Annotated in this window: 13 protein-coding genes; 6 read left to right on the top strand and 7 right to left on the bottom strand. The window is 52.3% G+C overall.

Features of this window, described 5'->3' with window-relative positions:
- The first annotated feature begins 1 nt into the window (after position 1).
- Positions 2-1,324: a glycoside hydrolase family 30 protein gene (locus tag BIY29_RS12090; protein ID WP_121575373.1), complete on the top strand. Its 1,323-nt coding sequence runs from the start codon at positions 2-4 to the stop codon at positions 1,322-1,324.
- Between the two features lie 254 nt (positions 1,325-1,578).
- Positions 1,579-3,858 carry an NADP-dependent oxaloacetate-decarboxylating malate dehydrogenase gene (maeB, locus tag BIY29_RS12085; RefSeq protein WP_121575372.1) on the top strand — a complete coding sequence of 760 codons (2,280 nt, stop codon included), beginning with the start codon at positions 1,579-1,581 and terminating at the stop codon, positions 3,856-3,858.
- A gap of 65 nt (positions 3,859-3,923) precedes the next feature.
- On the opposite strand, the gene BIY29_RS12080 is transcribed toward maeB, so the two are convergent.
- Together BIY29_RS12080 and hemF are read right to left on the bottom strand one after the other, a co-directional pair.
- On the bottom strand, positions 3,924-4,370 hold the full coding sequence (locus BIY29_RS12080; RefSeq protein WP_121575371.1) for a YaiI/YqxD family protein: 447 nt from the start codon (positions 4,368-4,370) through the stop codon (positions 3,924-3,926).
- Complete coding sequence (hemF, locus tag BIY29_RS12075; RefSeq protein ID WP_121575370.1) at positions 4,370-5,314, bottom strand: oxygen-dependent coproporphyrinogen oxidase; 945 nt, start codon at positions 5,312-5,314, stop codon at positions 4,370-4,372. The genes BIY29_RS12080 and hemF overlap by 1 nt, the downstream gene beginning before the upstream one ends.
- Positions 5,315-5,502: 188 nt before the next feature.
- Between hemF and BIY29_RS12070 the strand changes: the two genes are divergently transcribed.
- The 4 genes from BIY29_RS12070 (at position 5,503) to cysM (ending at position 8,665) form a co-directional block, all read left to right on the top strand.
- On the top strand, positions 5,503-5,928 hold the full coding sequence (locus tag BIY29_RS12070; RefSeq protein WP_048636081.1) for a GNAT family acetyltransferase: 426 nt from the start codon (positions 5,503-5,505) through the stop codon (positions 5,926-5,928).
- Positions 5,929-6,139: 211 nt separating this feature from the next.
- A complete protein-coding gene (locus BIY29_RS12065) occupies positions 6,140-6,727 on the top strand; it encodes an RpoE-regulated lipoprotein (RefSeq protein ID WP_121575369.1) in 588 nt (195 codons plus the stop codon).
- Between the two features lie 125 nt (positions 6,728-6,852).
- Positions 6,853-7,752 carry a Dyp-type peroxidase gene (locus BIY29_RS12060; protein ID WP_121575368.1) on the top strand — a complete coding sequence of 300 codons (900 nt, stop codon included), beginning with the start codon at positions 6,853-6,855 and terminating at the stop codon, positions 7,750-7,752.
- Positions 7,753-7,783: 31 nt separating this feature from the next.
- Positions 7,784-8,665: a cysteine synthase CysM gene (gene cysM, locus BIY29_RS12055; RefSeq protein ID WP_121575367.1), complete on the top strand. Its 882-nt coding sequence runs from the start codon at positions 7,784-7,786 to the stop codon at positions 8,663-8,665.
- 14 nt (positions 8,666-8,679) lie between these two features.
- Here the strand turns inward: cysM and BIY29_RS12050 are convergent, their stop codons facing one another.
- From BIY29_RS12050 to BIY29_RS12030, 5 genes are all read right to left on the bottom strand, one after another.
- Positions 8,680-10,629 (bottom strand): MacB family efflux pump subunit, encoded by a 1,950-nt coding sequence (locus BIY29_RS12050; RefSeq protein ID WP_121575366.1) that lies wholly within the window; start codon positions 10,627-10,629, stop codon positions 8,680-8,682.
- A gap of 2 nt (positions 10,630-10,631) precedes the next feature.
- On the bottom strand, positions 10,632-11,825 hold the full coding sequence (locus BIY29_RS12045) for an efflux RND transporter periplasmic adaptor subunit (protein WP_121575404.1): 1,194 nt from the start codon (positions 11,823-11,825) through the stop codon (positions 10,632-10,634).
- Positions 11,826-12,049: 224 nt separating this feature from the next.
- Entirely contained in the window at positions 12,050-12,808 is a 759-nt protein-coding gene (locus tag BIY29_RS12040; protein WP_276310291.1) for an amino acid ABC transporter ATP-binding protein, read from the bottom strand.
- A gap of 36 nt (positions 12,809-12,844) precedes the next feature.
- Positions 12,845-13,585: an amino acid ABC transporter permease gene (locus BIY29_RS12035; protein ID WP_121575365.1), complete on the bottom strand. Its 741-nt coding sequence runs from the start codon at positions 13,583-13,585 to the stop codon at positions 12,845-12,847.
- 2 nt (positions 13,586-13,587) lie between these two features.
- Positions 13,588-14,286 carry an amino acid ABC transporter permease gene (locus BIY29_RS12030; RefSeq protein WP_121575364.1) on the bottom strand — a complete coding sequence of 233 codons (699 nt, stop codon included), beginning with the start codon at positions 14,284-14,286 and terminating at the stop codon, positions 13,588-13,590.
- Between the last annotated feature and the right edge of the window lie 228 nt (positions 14,287-14,514).

Raw genomic sequence — 14,514 nt, 5'->3', positions numbered from 1 at the left:
TATGTCATCAATTACCTGGATCAGCAGCGACGACGTTCGGCAATGGCAGGTCAATACTGCGGTTACTACCGGCGAGGGGCCTGTTAATCTGGTGCTGGGAGAGATGGACGGCCAGGAAATTGAAGGGTTTGGCGGCTGTTTTAATGAGTTGGGCATGGCATCGCTTGCGGCGTTGGATGATTCACAAAGAGAAACCATCTTCGATGACCTCTTTTCTCCTGGCGGCGAGTGCCGGTTGAATATGGGGAGAATTCCCATCGGCGCCAGTGATTATGCGCAATCGTGGTATAGCCTCAATGAAATGCCGGATGATTATGCCATGCAGCATTTTTCCATTGCACGGGATAAGAAATATTTAATTCCTTATATTCATGCGGCATTACAACGCCAGCCGGAAATGACGCTGTTTGGTTCGCCCTGGAGTCCGCCCACCTGGATGAAAACGCATCCGGTATATAACTATGGCCGTTTGCGCATGGATGATGCGACGCTGAACGCCTATGCTCTTTATTTTCAGAAATTCATTGAGCACTATCGGGCAGAAGGTATCCGGGTTGCTCAGATCCATATTCAGAACGAGGTGGCGGCTGATCAGAAATTTCCTTCTTGCGTCTGGAGCGGCGAGCAATTGCGGCAGTTTACCGCTGATTACCTCGGGCCACGCTTTGCGAAACATTTGCCTGATACCGAAATCTGGTTGGGAACCATCAATGCTCCGGCGTTTATGCAGGAAGTGGGCGAAGATTATGATGATTACGCCAATTATGTTCTGAGCGATAAAACCGCTTATTCCTATCTGTCTGGCGTGGGCTATCAATGGGCCGGGAAAAATGCGATCCAGAGAACGGTGGAAAGCTACCCCGAATTGCGCTATTACCAGACAGAAAATGAATGCGGCGACGGGAAGAACGCGTGGCCTTACGCGCACTATGTATTTGGTCTGTTCCGTCACTATCTGGTGAATGGTGCAAATGGCTACTTCTACTGGAATATGGTGTTGGAAGCCGGTGGTGAAAGTTCCTGGGGATGGAAACAAAACAGTATGATTTCCATTGATAAGCAGCAAAAGGCCGTCACATATAATCCTGAATATTATGTGATGCGTCACTTTTCCGCACTGGTACAGAAAGGCGCGCGTCGCAGAACGCTAACCGGGAGAATGAGCGGTAATGCGGTGGCGTTTGAAAACCCGGACAAAAGTATTGTGGTGAATATTAACAATGCATTTGAGTCGCTGCGGGAACTGAACGTCGCCTGGCAAGGTAAGACTCTGCGCTTTGATCTGCTGCCGAATTCGATTAACTCCTTTATTATTACGCCTTAAACACAAGGGCTGAACACAAGGATGTGTTGGGTTGATGAATTTACGCCCCGATGATGTTCCCCCCTATACATTTTTTCAGTCGACAGCCTGAGAGGACTGAAAAACCCACCTGTAAATTAACTATATTAACTATATAAAGCGAAATTAAATTCCGGTTTTTGCCGCCCTTCAAAGTTTAACAAGCATCACATATTATACTGGCCTCTTAAAGTCTCACTAATTCTGCATAACGAAAATAGATAAAGGATGCAACAATGGACGATCAACTGAAACAGAGCGCATTGGATTTCCATCAGTTTCCAGTTCCAGGGAAAATTCAGGTATCACCGACCAAACCGTTGGCTACCCAGCGCGATCTGGCGCTGGCTTATTCTCCTGGTGTTGCCGCCCCTTGTCTTGAAATTGCCGAAGACCCGCTGGCTGCCTATAAGTACACCGCCCGCGGTAATCTGGTGGCGGTGATCTCCAACGGTACTGCCGTGCTTGGGCTGGGTAATATCGGCGCGTTGGCCGGTAAGCCGGTGATGGAAGGTAAGGGCGTTCTGTTTAAAAAATTCTCAGGTATTGATGTATTCGATATTGAAGTGGACGAGTTGGACCCGGATAAATTGATCGACGTTGTTGCAGCGCTGGAACCGACGTTTGGCGGTATCAATCTGGAAGATATTAAAGCGCCGGAATGCTTTTACATTGAGAAGAAACTGCGCGAACGGATGAAAATTCCGGTATTCCATGATGACCAGCACGGTACAGCCATTATCTGTACCGCTGCGGTGCTCAATGGGCTGCGTGTGGTTGAGAAGAATATCGCCGATGTGCGCCTGGTGGTTTCAGGCGCGGGCGCGGCATCCATTGCCTGTCTGAATCTGCTGGTGGCGTTGGGTATGCAGCCGCGCAACATCACGGTTTGTGATTCACGCGGGGTGATCTACAAAGGCCGTGAAGATAACATGGCGGAAACCAAAGCGGCTTACGCCATTGAGGATAACGGCACGCGTAAGCTGGCGGATGTCATTCCCGATGCCGATATTTTCCTCGGCTGTTCCGGCCCCGGCGTGTTGACGCCGGAGATGGTGAAAACTATGGCGCCACGTCCGCTGATCCTGGCGCTGGCTAACCCTGAACCGGAAATTCTGCCGCCGCTGGCTAAGGCGGTTCGTCCGGATGCCATTATTTGTACCGGTCGTTCAGACTATCCTAATCAGGTTAACAACGTACTGTGCTTCCCGTTCATCTTCCGTGGCGCGCTGGATGTCGGAGCCACCACCATCAATGAAGAGATGAAGCTGGCGTGTGTTCATGCCATCGCTAATCTGGCGCTGGCGGAGCAGAGCGAAGTGGTGGCGTCGGCTTATGGCGATCAGGATCTGTCGTTCGGCCCGGAGTATTTGATCCCAAAACCGTTCGATCCGCGGCTGATTATCAAGATTGCCCCGGCGGTGGCGAAAGCGGCAATGGAGTCCGGCGTGGCGACGAGGCCGATCGAAGATTTCGATGCCTATATCGAGAAACTGACCCAATTCGTCTATAAAACCAACCTGTTTATGAAGCCGATTTTCGCTCAGGCGCGCCAGCAACCTAAACGGGTTGTTTTTGCCGAAGGTGAAGATGCGCGAGTGCTCCATGCGACGCAGGAACTGGTGACGCTGGGGCTGGCTTTTCCGATATTGATCGGGCGCCCGAACGTTATCGAAATGCGTTTGCAAAAGCTGGGGTTGCAACTGACTATCGGTAAAGACTTTGAAGTGGTCAATAATGAGTCCGATCCGCGCTTCAAAGAGTACTGGAGTGAGTATTTCGAAATCATGAAACGTCGCGGCGTATCGCAGGAAATGGCGCAGCGTGAAGTAATCGGTAATCCGACATTGATTGGCGCCATCATGGTGTTGCGTGGTGAGGCGGATGCGCTAATCTGCGGCACCATCGGTACTTATGAAGAGCATTTTGAGGTGGTAGAGAGTGTGTTCGGTTATCGTGATGGCGTGCATGTGGCCGGCGCCATGAATGCGCTGATGCTGCCGAGTGGGAATACGTTTATTGCCGATACTTACGTCAATGCCGATCCGACTCCAGAGCAACTGGCTGAAATTACCCTGATGGCGGCAAACACCGTGCGCCGCTTTGGTATTGAACCGAAAGTTGCTTTGTTGTCGCATTCCAACTTTGGTACGTCTGATTCGTCAACCGCACAGAAAATGCGTGCGACGCTGGCGCTGGTGAACAAACTGGCGCCGGAGTTGGAAATTGACGGCGAAATGCACGGTGACGCCGCGCTGGTGGAAGCGATCCGCCGCGAGCGGATGCCAAACAGCCCGCTGAAAGGAGCAGCCAATATTCTGATCATGCCAAATATGGAAGCGGCGCGTATCAGCTATAACCTGCTGCGCGTTTCTTCCTCGGAAGGGGTGACGGTTGGCCCGGTGCTGATGGGGGTTGCCAAACCGGTGCATATTCTGACGTCAATTGCCTCGGTGCGCCGTATCGTTAATATGGTGGCGCTGGCGGTGGTTGAGGCGCAGACCCAGCCGCTGTAATGTCTGCTTGAAGTAAAAAAGCCTGCCGGAGCGTTGCGCTTCAGCAGGTTTTTTTTCTGATGAGCTTACATTGATTGTCGTAGCCATTTATCCAACTCACCGGCAAACTGCTGGCGATCGCGCTGCGTCAGGGTATTTGGTCCGCCGGTTTGTATGCCGCTGGCGCGCATGGTATCCATAAAATCACGCATGTTCAGCCGTTCGCGGATGGTGTCCGGCGTATATCGTTCGCCGCGAGGGTTCAGCGCCACGCCGCCTTTTTCGATCACTTCAGCCGCCAGTGGTATATCACTGGTGACCACCAGGTCGCCCGGCTCAACCCGGCGCACAATTTCGTTATCCGCAACATCAAACCCGGCGGCAACGCGCAAGGTGCGAATAAAGCGTGATGGCGGCACTTTCAATGACTGATTGGCCACCAGCGTCGTTGGTGTTCCGGTACGCTCTGCGGCGCGAAACAGCACCTCTTTAATGACGTTGGGACAGGCATCGGCGTCGACCCAAATCTGCATTACTTGATTACTCCTGTTGGGGGTATTCCGCTGTTATTGTCACTCAGCCAATCTCTGACGGGTAAAAAATCCCGGTACAGCGCGGCTTCGGGGCTGTCTGGTTCGGGCTGATACTGGTATTCCCAGCGGGCCAGCGGCGGCATCGACATAAGAATTGACTCGGTGCGCCCGCCGCTTTGCAGGCCAAACAGCGTACCGCGATCCCATACCAGATTAAATTCGACGTAGCGCCCGCGGCGATAAAGCTGAAATTCGCGCTCGCGCTCGCCCCACGGCAGGGCCTTACGCCGCTCGACGATCGGCAGATAGCCATCCAGAAAACCTCCGCCGACCGCACGGATAAAAGCAAAGCAGGTATCAAAATCGGGGGTGTTCAAATCGTCAAAGAATAATCCGCCGATGCCCCTGGCTTCGTTACGGTGCTTGAGAAAAAAATAGTCATCGCACCATTTCTTATAACGGGGATAAACGTCGGCGCCGAAAGGATGACACAGATCGTGCGCGGTCTGATGCCAGTGTATGGCATCTTCCTCGAAGCCGTAATACGGCGTCAGATCAAAGCCGCCGCCGAACCACCACACCGGTTCTTCACCCGGTTTTTCCGCAATGAAAAAACGCACATTGGCGTGGCTGGTGGGAACAAAGGGGTTTAGCGGATGAATGACCAGCGAAACGCCCATAGCCTGATAGCGCCTGCCAGCCAGTTCAGGGCGATGCGCGCTGGCAGAAGGGGGTAATGCGCTGCCTGTGACGTGAGAAAAATTGACGCCGGCACGCTCGAATACGCTGCCGCCGGATAATACACGGCTGCGTCCGCCTCCGCCTTCCGCTCGCTGCCAGATATCTTCATTAAAATCGGTAGCGCCATCTGCTGCGGCAAGCTGTCGGCAGATATCATCCTGCAACGTAGTCAGAAAAGTTTTTACGGCACTGATATGAGACATGCGCAAGGGTTCCTTTTATTGCGGCTTAATAAGACCAAACAGTATAACGATTATTGCCAATCAATAAATAATATCCCTGCGTCTGGCCCCGCGTGGTTCATTTCCATTGACCGGCGGTAATTTGATATTGCGTCTGACACAAATCACGCGATAATCAGAACTTACCTAATTGCACAGTGGTAAATATGATGGAAATCCGCATATTCCGGCAAGATGACTTTGAAGAAGTGATCACCCTTTGGGAACGCTGCGATTTGCTGCGTCCGTGGAACGATCCTGAAATGGATATTGAACGTAAGCTAAACCACGATCCCGATCTGTTTCTGGTGGCGGAAGTCGGTGGCGAAGTGGTGGGCTCTGTCATGGGTGGGTATGACGGTCATCGCGGTTCCGCCTATTATCTCGGCGTACATCCTGATTTTCGTGGCAGAGGCATTGCCAATGCGCTGATCAGCCGCCTGGAAAAAAAACTTATTGCCCGTGGTTGCCCCAAGATCCACCTGATGGTGCGTGAAGATAACGACGCGGTGATTGGCATGTACGAAAAGCTGGATTATGAAATGGTCGATAGCGTGACGCTGGGAAAACGGCTGATTGAGGATCAGGAATACTGATCCGGTTGAGGCGGCGCCTGGCTATGTCAGAGCGCGTGCGCTCATCGCGGGCTTAGGCTCACTGGGCTTTCTCTTTCACCTCATTATTAATGGTAATCTTAATCTCGATTATCCTGTCTTTTACGGCACTTTCCGTCGACCTTATACTCAAACCCAAATCTGGCGATAACGGCTACCGATTGGGGCCGTTCACTATTGAGGAGTAAATGTCATGATATTTCGCCCATTATTATTGGGGTTACCGCTGTTACTGAGCGGGTGCGGCACACTGTCCAATTTTTCCTGGTCGAGCCTGTCGCCGTTTAACTGGTTTGGCGGCTCGCTTCAGGTAGCGGATACCGGCGTTGGCGGGATTAATGCTGGTACGCCGTTATCCGAACCTGTCTTACAGAAAGCGCTGGATAATAACTATCGCCTGCGTAGCGGAATGGGTTCGACCAACGGTCAACTCGTCGCCTTTTATCAGGCGCTGGACGGCAAGGCCGTTAAATTGGTTATCAGTGGCCAGCCAAAGCGTCATGTCCAGAAAGTTGAGGTGATGGATGCGGCAATCGGCAGCGAGTGGGGGGTAAAAATCGGGGACACCTTCAGCGCTTCTTACAGCAAAGCGTTTGGTGTGTGCCAGCCGGGGCAGGGGGATGATGCCCAAAGCGTTGAGTGTGTCGCCCCACAAAGCAAACATGTCAGCTACCTGTTTTCCGGCGACTGGAACGGGCCGGAAGGGTTAATGCCGCCTGATGATATTCTCAAAACATGGCGGGTGAGCAAGATTGTCTGGTATGCGCAAGCGCGAAATTAATTTGCTCTCACGCAAAGTAAAAATCTCGATTCTTCCGGTATGATAGCGGTTCTGCACACACTCAATGGCAGATAAGCACTTCACAAACAACAACAAAGAAGAATGATTAGATTGAGGAAGACGAGATGACACAAATTCAAAGCGGTATTTTGCTGGAGCATCGCCGTTTTGCCATTTTTATGGAAGCTATGGTGCAAGGGGAATTTGATGCCATCCGGCAGGGATGCAAAAAGTTTTGTCAGGCATTGTCCGAGCTGCAACAGCAATTTCCTGATGTCGGCTTAGGCGCCGTGCTGGCTTTTGGCAATGATGTGTGGCGTGATCTGGATTGCCTCAATTCTGCGCTGGAACTCAAATCCTTTACGCCATTAGGTAAAGGGCTGGCGCCAGCCACCCAGCGCGATCTGCTGATTCATATTCAGTCATTACGGCATGATGTGAACTTCAGTCTGGCGCAGGCGGCTCTGGCCGCTTTTGGCGGTGCCATCCATGTGGAAGAGGAAATACATAGCTTTCGCTGTGTCGAGGACCGCGATTTGAGCGGTTTCGTGGATGGGACGGAAAACCCGCAGGGCGATGCCCGCCACGGTGTTGCGATCATTCCCGACGGCCAGCCGGATGCCGGGGGCAGTTATGTGTTTGTTCAGCGTTGGGAGCACAATCTGAAGCAGTGGCAGCGCTTTAGCGTTGAGCAGCAAGAGCAGATGATTGGCCGTACCAAGCAGGATAACCAGGAGCTTTCTTCTGAACAGCGCCCGGTGACGTCGCACGTCAGCCGTGTTGATTTAAAAGAGGACGGCAAAGGGTTGAAAATTTTACGCCAAAGCCTGCCTTACGGCACGGCAAGCGGCAAGCACGGGCTTTATTTTATCGCCTACTGCGCACGGCTGCATAACATTGAGCAGCAGCTACTCAGCATGTTTGGCGAACGGGATGGCAAGCGTGACGATATGCTGCGTTTTACCCGAGCGGTGAGCGGCAGCTATTTCTTTGCTCCTTCGCTGGAACGTCTGCTGACGCTGTAATGTGTTTTAAGGCATTTGTGGGGGCTGGTTTTTGACAACGCTTGAACATTGCATTGGTAACACTCCGCTGGTGAAGTTGCAGCGTTTGACGCAGGGAACGGGCAGTGAAGTTTGGCTGAAACTAGAAGGAAACAACCCGGCGGGATCGGTAAAAGATCGTGCAGCGTTATCTATGATTCAGCAGGCGGAAACGCGGGGTGATATCGTTCCTGGCGATAGGTTGATCGAAGCAACCAGCGGCAATACGGGCATTGCGCTGGCGATGATCGCGGCGGTGAAAGGCTACCGTCTACGCCTATTGATGCCGGAGAATATGAGCCGCGAGCGTCAGGCTGCCATGCGTGCCTATGGCGCCGAGTTGGTTTTAGTCAGCCAGCAGTCGGGGATGGAGGGCGCACGCGATTTGGCGCAGCACATGGCGCAGTCAGGTGAAGGGAAAATCCTCGATCAGTTTAATAACCCGGATAATGCGCTAGCCCATTTTCTGACGACCGGCCCGGAAATCTGGCGGCAAACGTCGGGGAAGTTAACGCATTTTGTGGCCAGTATGGGAACCACCGGCACCATTTCCGGCGTCAGCCGCTATCTGAAAGCGCAGCGTAGCGAGATCGTTACTGCGGGGTTACAGCCAGCCGCAGGCAGCCATATTGCCGGTATTCGACGCTGGGCGCCGGGTTATCAGCCCGGCATCTTCCGTGCGGATCTTGTCGATCGCATCATGGATGTTTCTCAGCAGGAAGCGGAAGAGACGCTGCGCCAACTGGCTCGTCGGGAAGGGATTTTCTGCGGCGTCAGCTCCGGCGGCGCAGTTTCAGGTGCGCTGCGTATCGCGGCGCAAAACCCCGGTAGCTTTATTGTGACGATAGCCTGTGACCGGGGCGATCGCTATTTATCGACAGGCGTGTTTGATTAGGCAGCGCCGATTTGCTACTCCCGCTCCAGCGCGTGTATCGGCTCCATTTGTGCGGCACGCCGCGCTGGGAAGAACCCAAAGATGATGCCAATCAGGCTGGAACACAGAAAGGCGGCAATAATCGACCCGGTAGAGTAAACCATGGCGAAATTGGCGCTGAAATTGGCAAATATTACCCCCACGGCCAGCGAAAGCACCACGCCCAGCCCGCCGCCAAACAAACAGACCAGAATGGCTTCGATCAAAAATTGCTGCATGATATCGCTGGCTCTGGCGCCGACCGCCATGCGAACGCCAATTTCTCGCGTTCGTTCCATGACGGACACCAGCATGATGTTCATCACGCCGATGCCGCCGACCAGCAGGGAGATCAGGGCGATCATGGAGACCAGCAGCGTCATGGTCGATGTGGTTTTCTCAATGGTCTGGCGGATGCTGTCCGTGTTCATGACAAAAAAGTCTTTTGTGCCATGCCGCTGCGTGAGTATCTGGGTAATACCCTGTTCCGCGACGTTCAGATCGACATTGTCTTTTACCCGCACGGTAATGCTTTTCAGGTAAGACTGGCCGATCATGCGTTTCATTGCCGTGGTGTAGGGAACCCAGACGTTCAGGTTTTCATCACTGCCGAATCCAGACTGGCTTTTGCTGACTACGCCGATAATCCGGCTTGGCATTGAATTGAGTAAAATCACCTGGTCGATGGGGTTCTCTCCGTTGGCGAAGAGCTTATTCCGGGTATTTTTATCAATGATGGCGTCTTGTACCAGGTTAGTCACGCTACTGGCCGGGAAGGTGATACCTTGTTCCAGCGTGTAGCCACGTACGGTAAAGAACTGTTCGCCAACCCCGGTCACGTTAGCGGAAACGGCAATATTGCGGTAGCGCAGCATCACACTGGTCGATACCGCAGGCGTGACGCTATGGACATAAGGCTGCTGCGCCAGCGGTGAAATATCCGTAGCGCGCAGCGTTTGAATCGCACTGGATCGCATATCCCCGAAGTCTTTACCGGGGAAAATCTCCAGTGTACTGGTGCCCATAGCGCTGATATTCGCCAATACCTGCTGCTGTGAGCCTTTTCCCAATGCCACCACCGATACCACGGACGCGATGCCGATGATAATCCCTAGCATCGTCAGGAAGGTTCTCATTCGTTGCGCATTCATCGCCAGCAACGCCATTTTAAACGCATCAATGAAGCGATCTTTCATTTGGTTCAGCGGTGATATTGCCGCTGATGAGACGGGGGAGGAGAGAGGCGGCGTTTGTGGCGGTTTTACCTGACGATCGGCGATGATCTCGCCGTCGCGAATCTCAATAATGCGTTCAGCAAGTTCTGCAATCTGCATGTCATGCGTCACAATCACCACGGTGTGCCCTTGCTTATGCAGGTCAGCAAGGATGCCTAACACGTCATTACCGCTGTGCGTATCCAGTGCGCCGGTGGGTTCGTCGGCCAGAACCACCTTCCCGCCGTTCATCAGTGCGCGGGCGATACTGACCCGTTGCTGTTGCCCGCCGGAAAGCTGGCTGGGGCGATAGCTCAGGCGTTCGCCCAGCCCCAGTCGGCTAAGTAGATCCGTTGCGCGTTGCCGCCGTATCTGACGCGATTTGCCCGCATAGATGGCGGGCACTTCCACATTACCCAGTGCAGTGAGATCGCCCAACAGATGGTAGCGCTGGAAGATAAAGCCAAAGTTCTCGCGGCGCAGTTGCGCTAACCTATCACTGCTTAGTGTCTGTACCGCATGACCGGCGACTTGATAGTTCCCTTCGGAGGGTTTATCCAGACATCCCAAAATGTTCATCAGCGTCGATTTTCCCGATCCTGATGCTCCTACAATGGCGACCATTTCCCCTGCGTTGATCGTCAAATTAATATTTCTCAGCACCGTGACGGTTTGTTCACCGTTAGTGAAGCGGCGCGTGATATTGCTAAGTTTGAGTAATGATTCAGCCATGATTACAGCCCCATCGGTGGGCCGGGTCGGAGCGTTGTTACCGCACTGGCTGACTGCTGGCTGACGATGACGCGTTCGCCCACGCTTACGCCAGCGCGCAGTTGGGTATAGACGTTATCGTTGAGACCGACGGTTACAATTCTGGATTCAACCTGCCCGTGGTCGTTGACCACCTGAACATGGTGCAGGCCATCACGGATGCTTAAGGCGGTGGCGGGAACCACAATGGCGTTTTTGACGGATGACAACAGGATGTAGACCTGTGCAGTCATGGAGATGCGTAACACGCCTTCGGGGTTCTCTACGTCGAACAGGCCGTTGTAATAGATGGCGCTGCTGGATGATGTACTGCTGGTGCTGCTGGACGAGGTGGTTGTGTCATCATCAATCGAGTCCGGGGCAGGTTCAATGGCGCGCAGTGTTGCCTGGTAGCGCCGATCTGGCTCGCCGAGGATGCTGAACCATACCAGCATACCTGTCTTGATTTTAACGATGTCAGCCTCGGATATCTGCGCTTTGATCGTCATGGTATTCAGATTGGCGACTTTGGCAATGGTGGGCGTGCTTTGTGCCGCATTGACCGTTTGCCCGGCTTCGACCGGCAGCGAGACGATGGTGCCGTCCATCGGTGACAGAATTTTGGTATAGCCCAGATTGACCTGGGCGGTGTTGACGGCAATCTTTGACTGAACAATTTGAGCATCTAACGCATCAATATCGGCTTTTGTCGCCTCCAGTGTCGCTTTGGCGCTGTCGTAATCCGCCTGGGCGCCGACGCTGCGTTTCACCAGCATCTGCTGGCGCTGCCAGCTCAATTGATCATTGTGCAGTGTGGCGAGTTTGGCTGCCCGTTGCGCCTGCACATTTTTTAACGCGGCTTCACTGTTTTTCAACGTGTTCTGCTGCGTGAGGTCATCAATTTCCGCCAGCAACTGCCCTTTGGCGACATTATCTCCCAACGTCACGTGCAGCGCTTTTATCTGTCCTGAAACCTGTGCGCCAACACTAACCTGCTTTTGTGCCTCAATGGTGCCGTCCGCCAGAACCGTCTCCTCCATATCACGGACTTCAGCGGCAGCGGTGATATAGTTCACTGTTGAATCTGATCGTGATGAAAACAGATAAATAAGCATGGCGGTAAGTACCACGCCAACCACAATGATAATGCTGCGCGTTGTCATGAATCGTAATGGCATCAGGGTAATGCGTCCTTGAATAATCATAAGGGTAAAAATCGGAAAGGGTAATTTACTCTGAGTGCGGAAAGGAATAGGTAATCTTTGATAAAAGGAAATGTAAGAATTCCGTAAATCGGGGTGGAGCAGATTTGAACGCCGCTGGCGGCGGCCCCGCAGGGGCGAGGCCGTGTAACACAGACAACACGCCTGCAACTTGAAAGATGGCGGGTATATTCTGAATATCAATGTGCGCGAAGTTCAGTAAGAAATCTCCTGGCTCGTTCACTCTGTGGATTTGAAAAAAATTCACCGGGGGTAGCGGTTTCTATCAGGCTTCCGTTATCCATAAATAACACACGATCGGCAACTTCGCGGGCGAAGTTCATTTCGTGGGTGACGCACATCATGGTCATTCCTTCCTGAGCGAGGCCTTTCATGACCTGTAAAACTTCACCGACCATTTCTGGATCCAGCGCACTGGTCGGCTCATCAAACAGCATGGCCGGTGGGTCCATTGCCAACGCACGGGCGATAGCCACTCGCTGTTGCTGTCCGCCGGAAAGTTGGCCGGGATAAGCATCAATTTTTGCGGCGAGTCCCACTCGGTTAAGGAGTTGTTCCGCACGCTCCCTAGCCTCTTTTTTCTTTTTCCTGAGTACGTTTATGGGCGCCAGCATAATATTCTCTGCCACCGACAGATGGGGAAAGAGATTAAAGCTCTGGAACACAAACCCGACGTGACTGCGGAATTGATTCAGATCCAACGCCGGGGAGTGTATGTCTTGCCCATCAAATTGTATCGACCCTTGCTGTATATCCTCCAGGCGATTTACCGTACGGATAAGCGTCGATTTTCCCGATCCCGAGGGGCCACAAACAACCACAACCTCGCCTTTGGAAATATGTGCGGTCACGTTATTCAGCGCATGATAATCTCCGTACCATTTATTGACTGACTTAAATACGATCATCGGTACTTTACGCGTTGTGTTATTTGTCATGATAAAGATTTCCCCATTGTGGCGTTCATTGTCCTTTCAGAGCGATACTGAAGTGGATAAATTAGTCATTATTGTCTTTTTTTCTCCGGCACGTTTTTTATTAATGCGCCGTTCTACGAAACGCGCTAATTGCGTTAACGAAAAACAGAGTAAAAAATAGATAACAGTCAGGATGAGGAAGACTTCGAATGGTTTCGTCAGCAGCGTGCTGTTAATCTGATTTGCGGCAAACGTCAGTTCATTAACACTGATCACATAACCCAAAGAGGTTTCTTTAATAGTAGAAACAAACTGACTGATTATGGCTGGCATCATATTGTAGAGCGCCTGAGGCAAGATCACTTTTACCGTAGTTTGCATATAGCTCAGTCCTACCGCACGAGCGGCCTCCGTCTGGCCATTGGGCAGCCCAATGATGCCGGCGCGGATGATTTCGGCAAGGTAGGCGGCCTGATAAATCACCAGCGTCACCAGCATGGTTGTGAAACCATTCACCGTCTGACCGATTAACAACGGGACGAAAAAATAAACCCAAAAAATAAGCATAACCAATGGGATACCGCGAACCCCATAAACCAGCACGGTAGCCGGTACGCGCAACCAGCGGAAAGGGCTGACACGCGCCAGTGCAATTACCAGGCTTAATGGGAAAGCGAGCAACAGACCGAGGATGGAAAGCAAAAAAGTAATTGCTAACCCTCCAAGCGGGCCATTGGGATATTGGCCCACCAGTAATAGCAGCCAGTTATCTTTAAGAATTAATAGGATATCGCTCATTCCTACCTCGCTTTAATACGGTAACGATGCTCGAGGACGGACCCGGTAAGCATGATGAGCAAAGAAGCAAACAAGTACAGGGCGGTAACCACAAAATAAACCTCGGCTGTGTGAAATGTCTGATTCTCGATTTCACGGGCTACATAGGTAAGCTCCGCAACACCGACCGTCATGGCTAAACTGGTGTTTTTAAACAACAATACGCTATGGTTAATTAATGTCGGTAGGGCAACACGCACCGCTTGGGGGAACACAACCAAACGAAAAGCTTGCACATATCCCAGCCCCAACGCTCGTGAGGCTTCAATTTGTGACCGCGGTATCGTCCGAATGCCTGCACGCAGATCCTCCGATATGTAAGCCCCCATGCACAGCCCGACTGCAATAAACGCAAACAGGAATTCGCTGTTATGCGTATTCACCCAAGTCTGTAGCGTTTCGGGAAATAACGTGGGAATACCAAAATACCAAAGGAAAATTTGCACCAGCATAGGGACGTTCTGATGATACTCAACATAGCAGGCCACCAGCATTTTCCCCGCACGGTTATTACTCATGCGGATCAGGGCGAGTAATGTCCCCACCACCAGAGCAATCATCCATGCCAATGCGGTCAGTTCAACGGTTGTGATGATCCCCTGGAGTATCCAATGCGGATACTCACCTTGTGTCAGGACTGAGAAATCTAATCGGCTTGCCATTGAAACTCCTGATATATTTTATACTCGTCATACTTCAAGCTGCATATGCGTTGGCTGCGTTACTCGGCCCATCCGTGGGCCTCGCCCCTACGGGGCCGCTGTGGGCAGCGTTCAAATCTGCTCCAGGCAGATTTGTCAGTCACCCGAATCACTTACCTGAGTAAGCTCATCGGGATTAATGAGAGACATCCTGTCTCACACCGAAGGCCAGCCGTTGGCTGGTCAAAT

It is taken from the genome of Brenneria alni (genome assembly GCF_003666245.1).
GTDB lineage: Bacteria > Pseudomonadota > Gammaproteobacteria > Enterobacterales > Enterobacteriaceae > Brenneria > Brenneria alni.
Note: the sequence above shows the minus strand (reverse complement) of the source record. Positions and strands in the feature narration are given on the sequence as shown.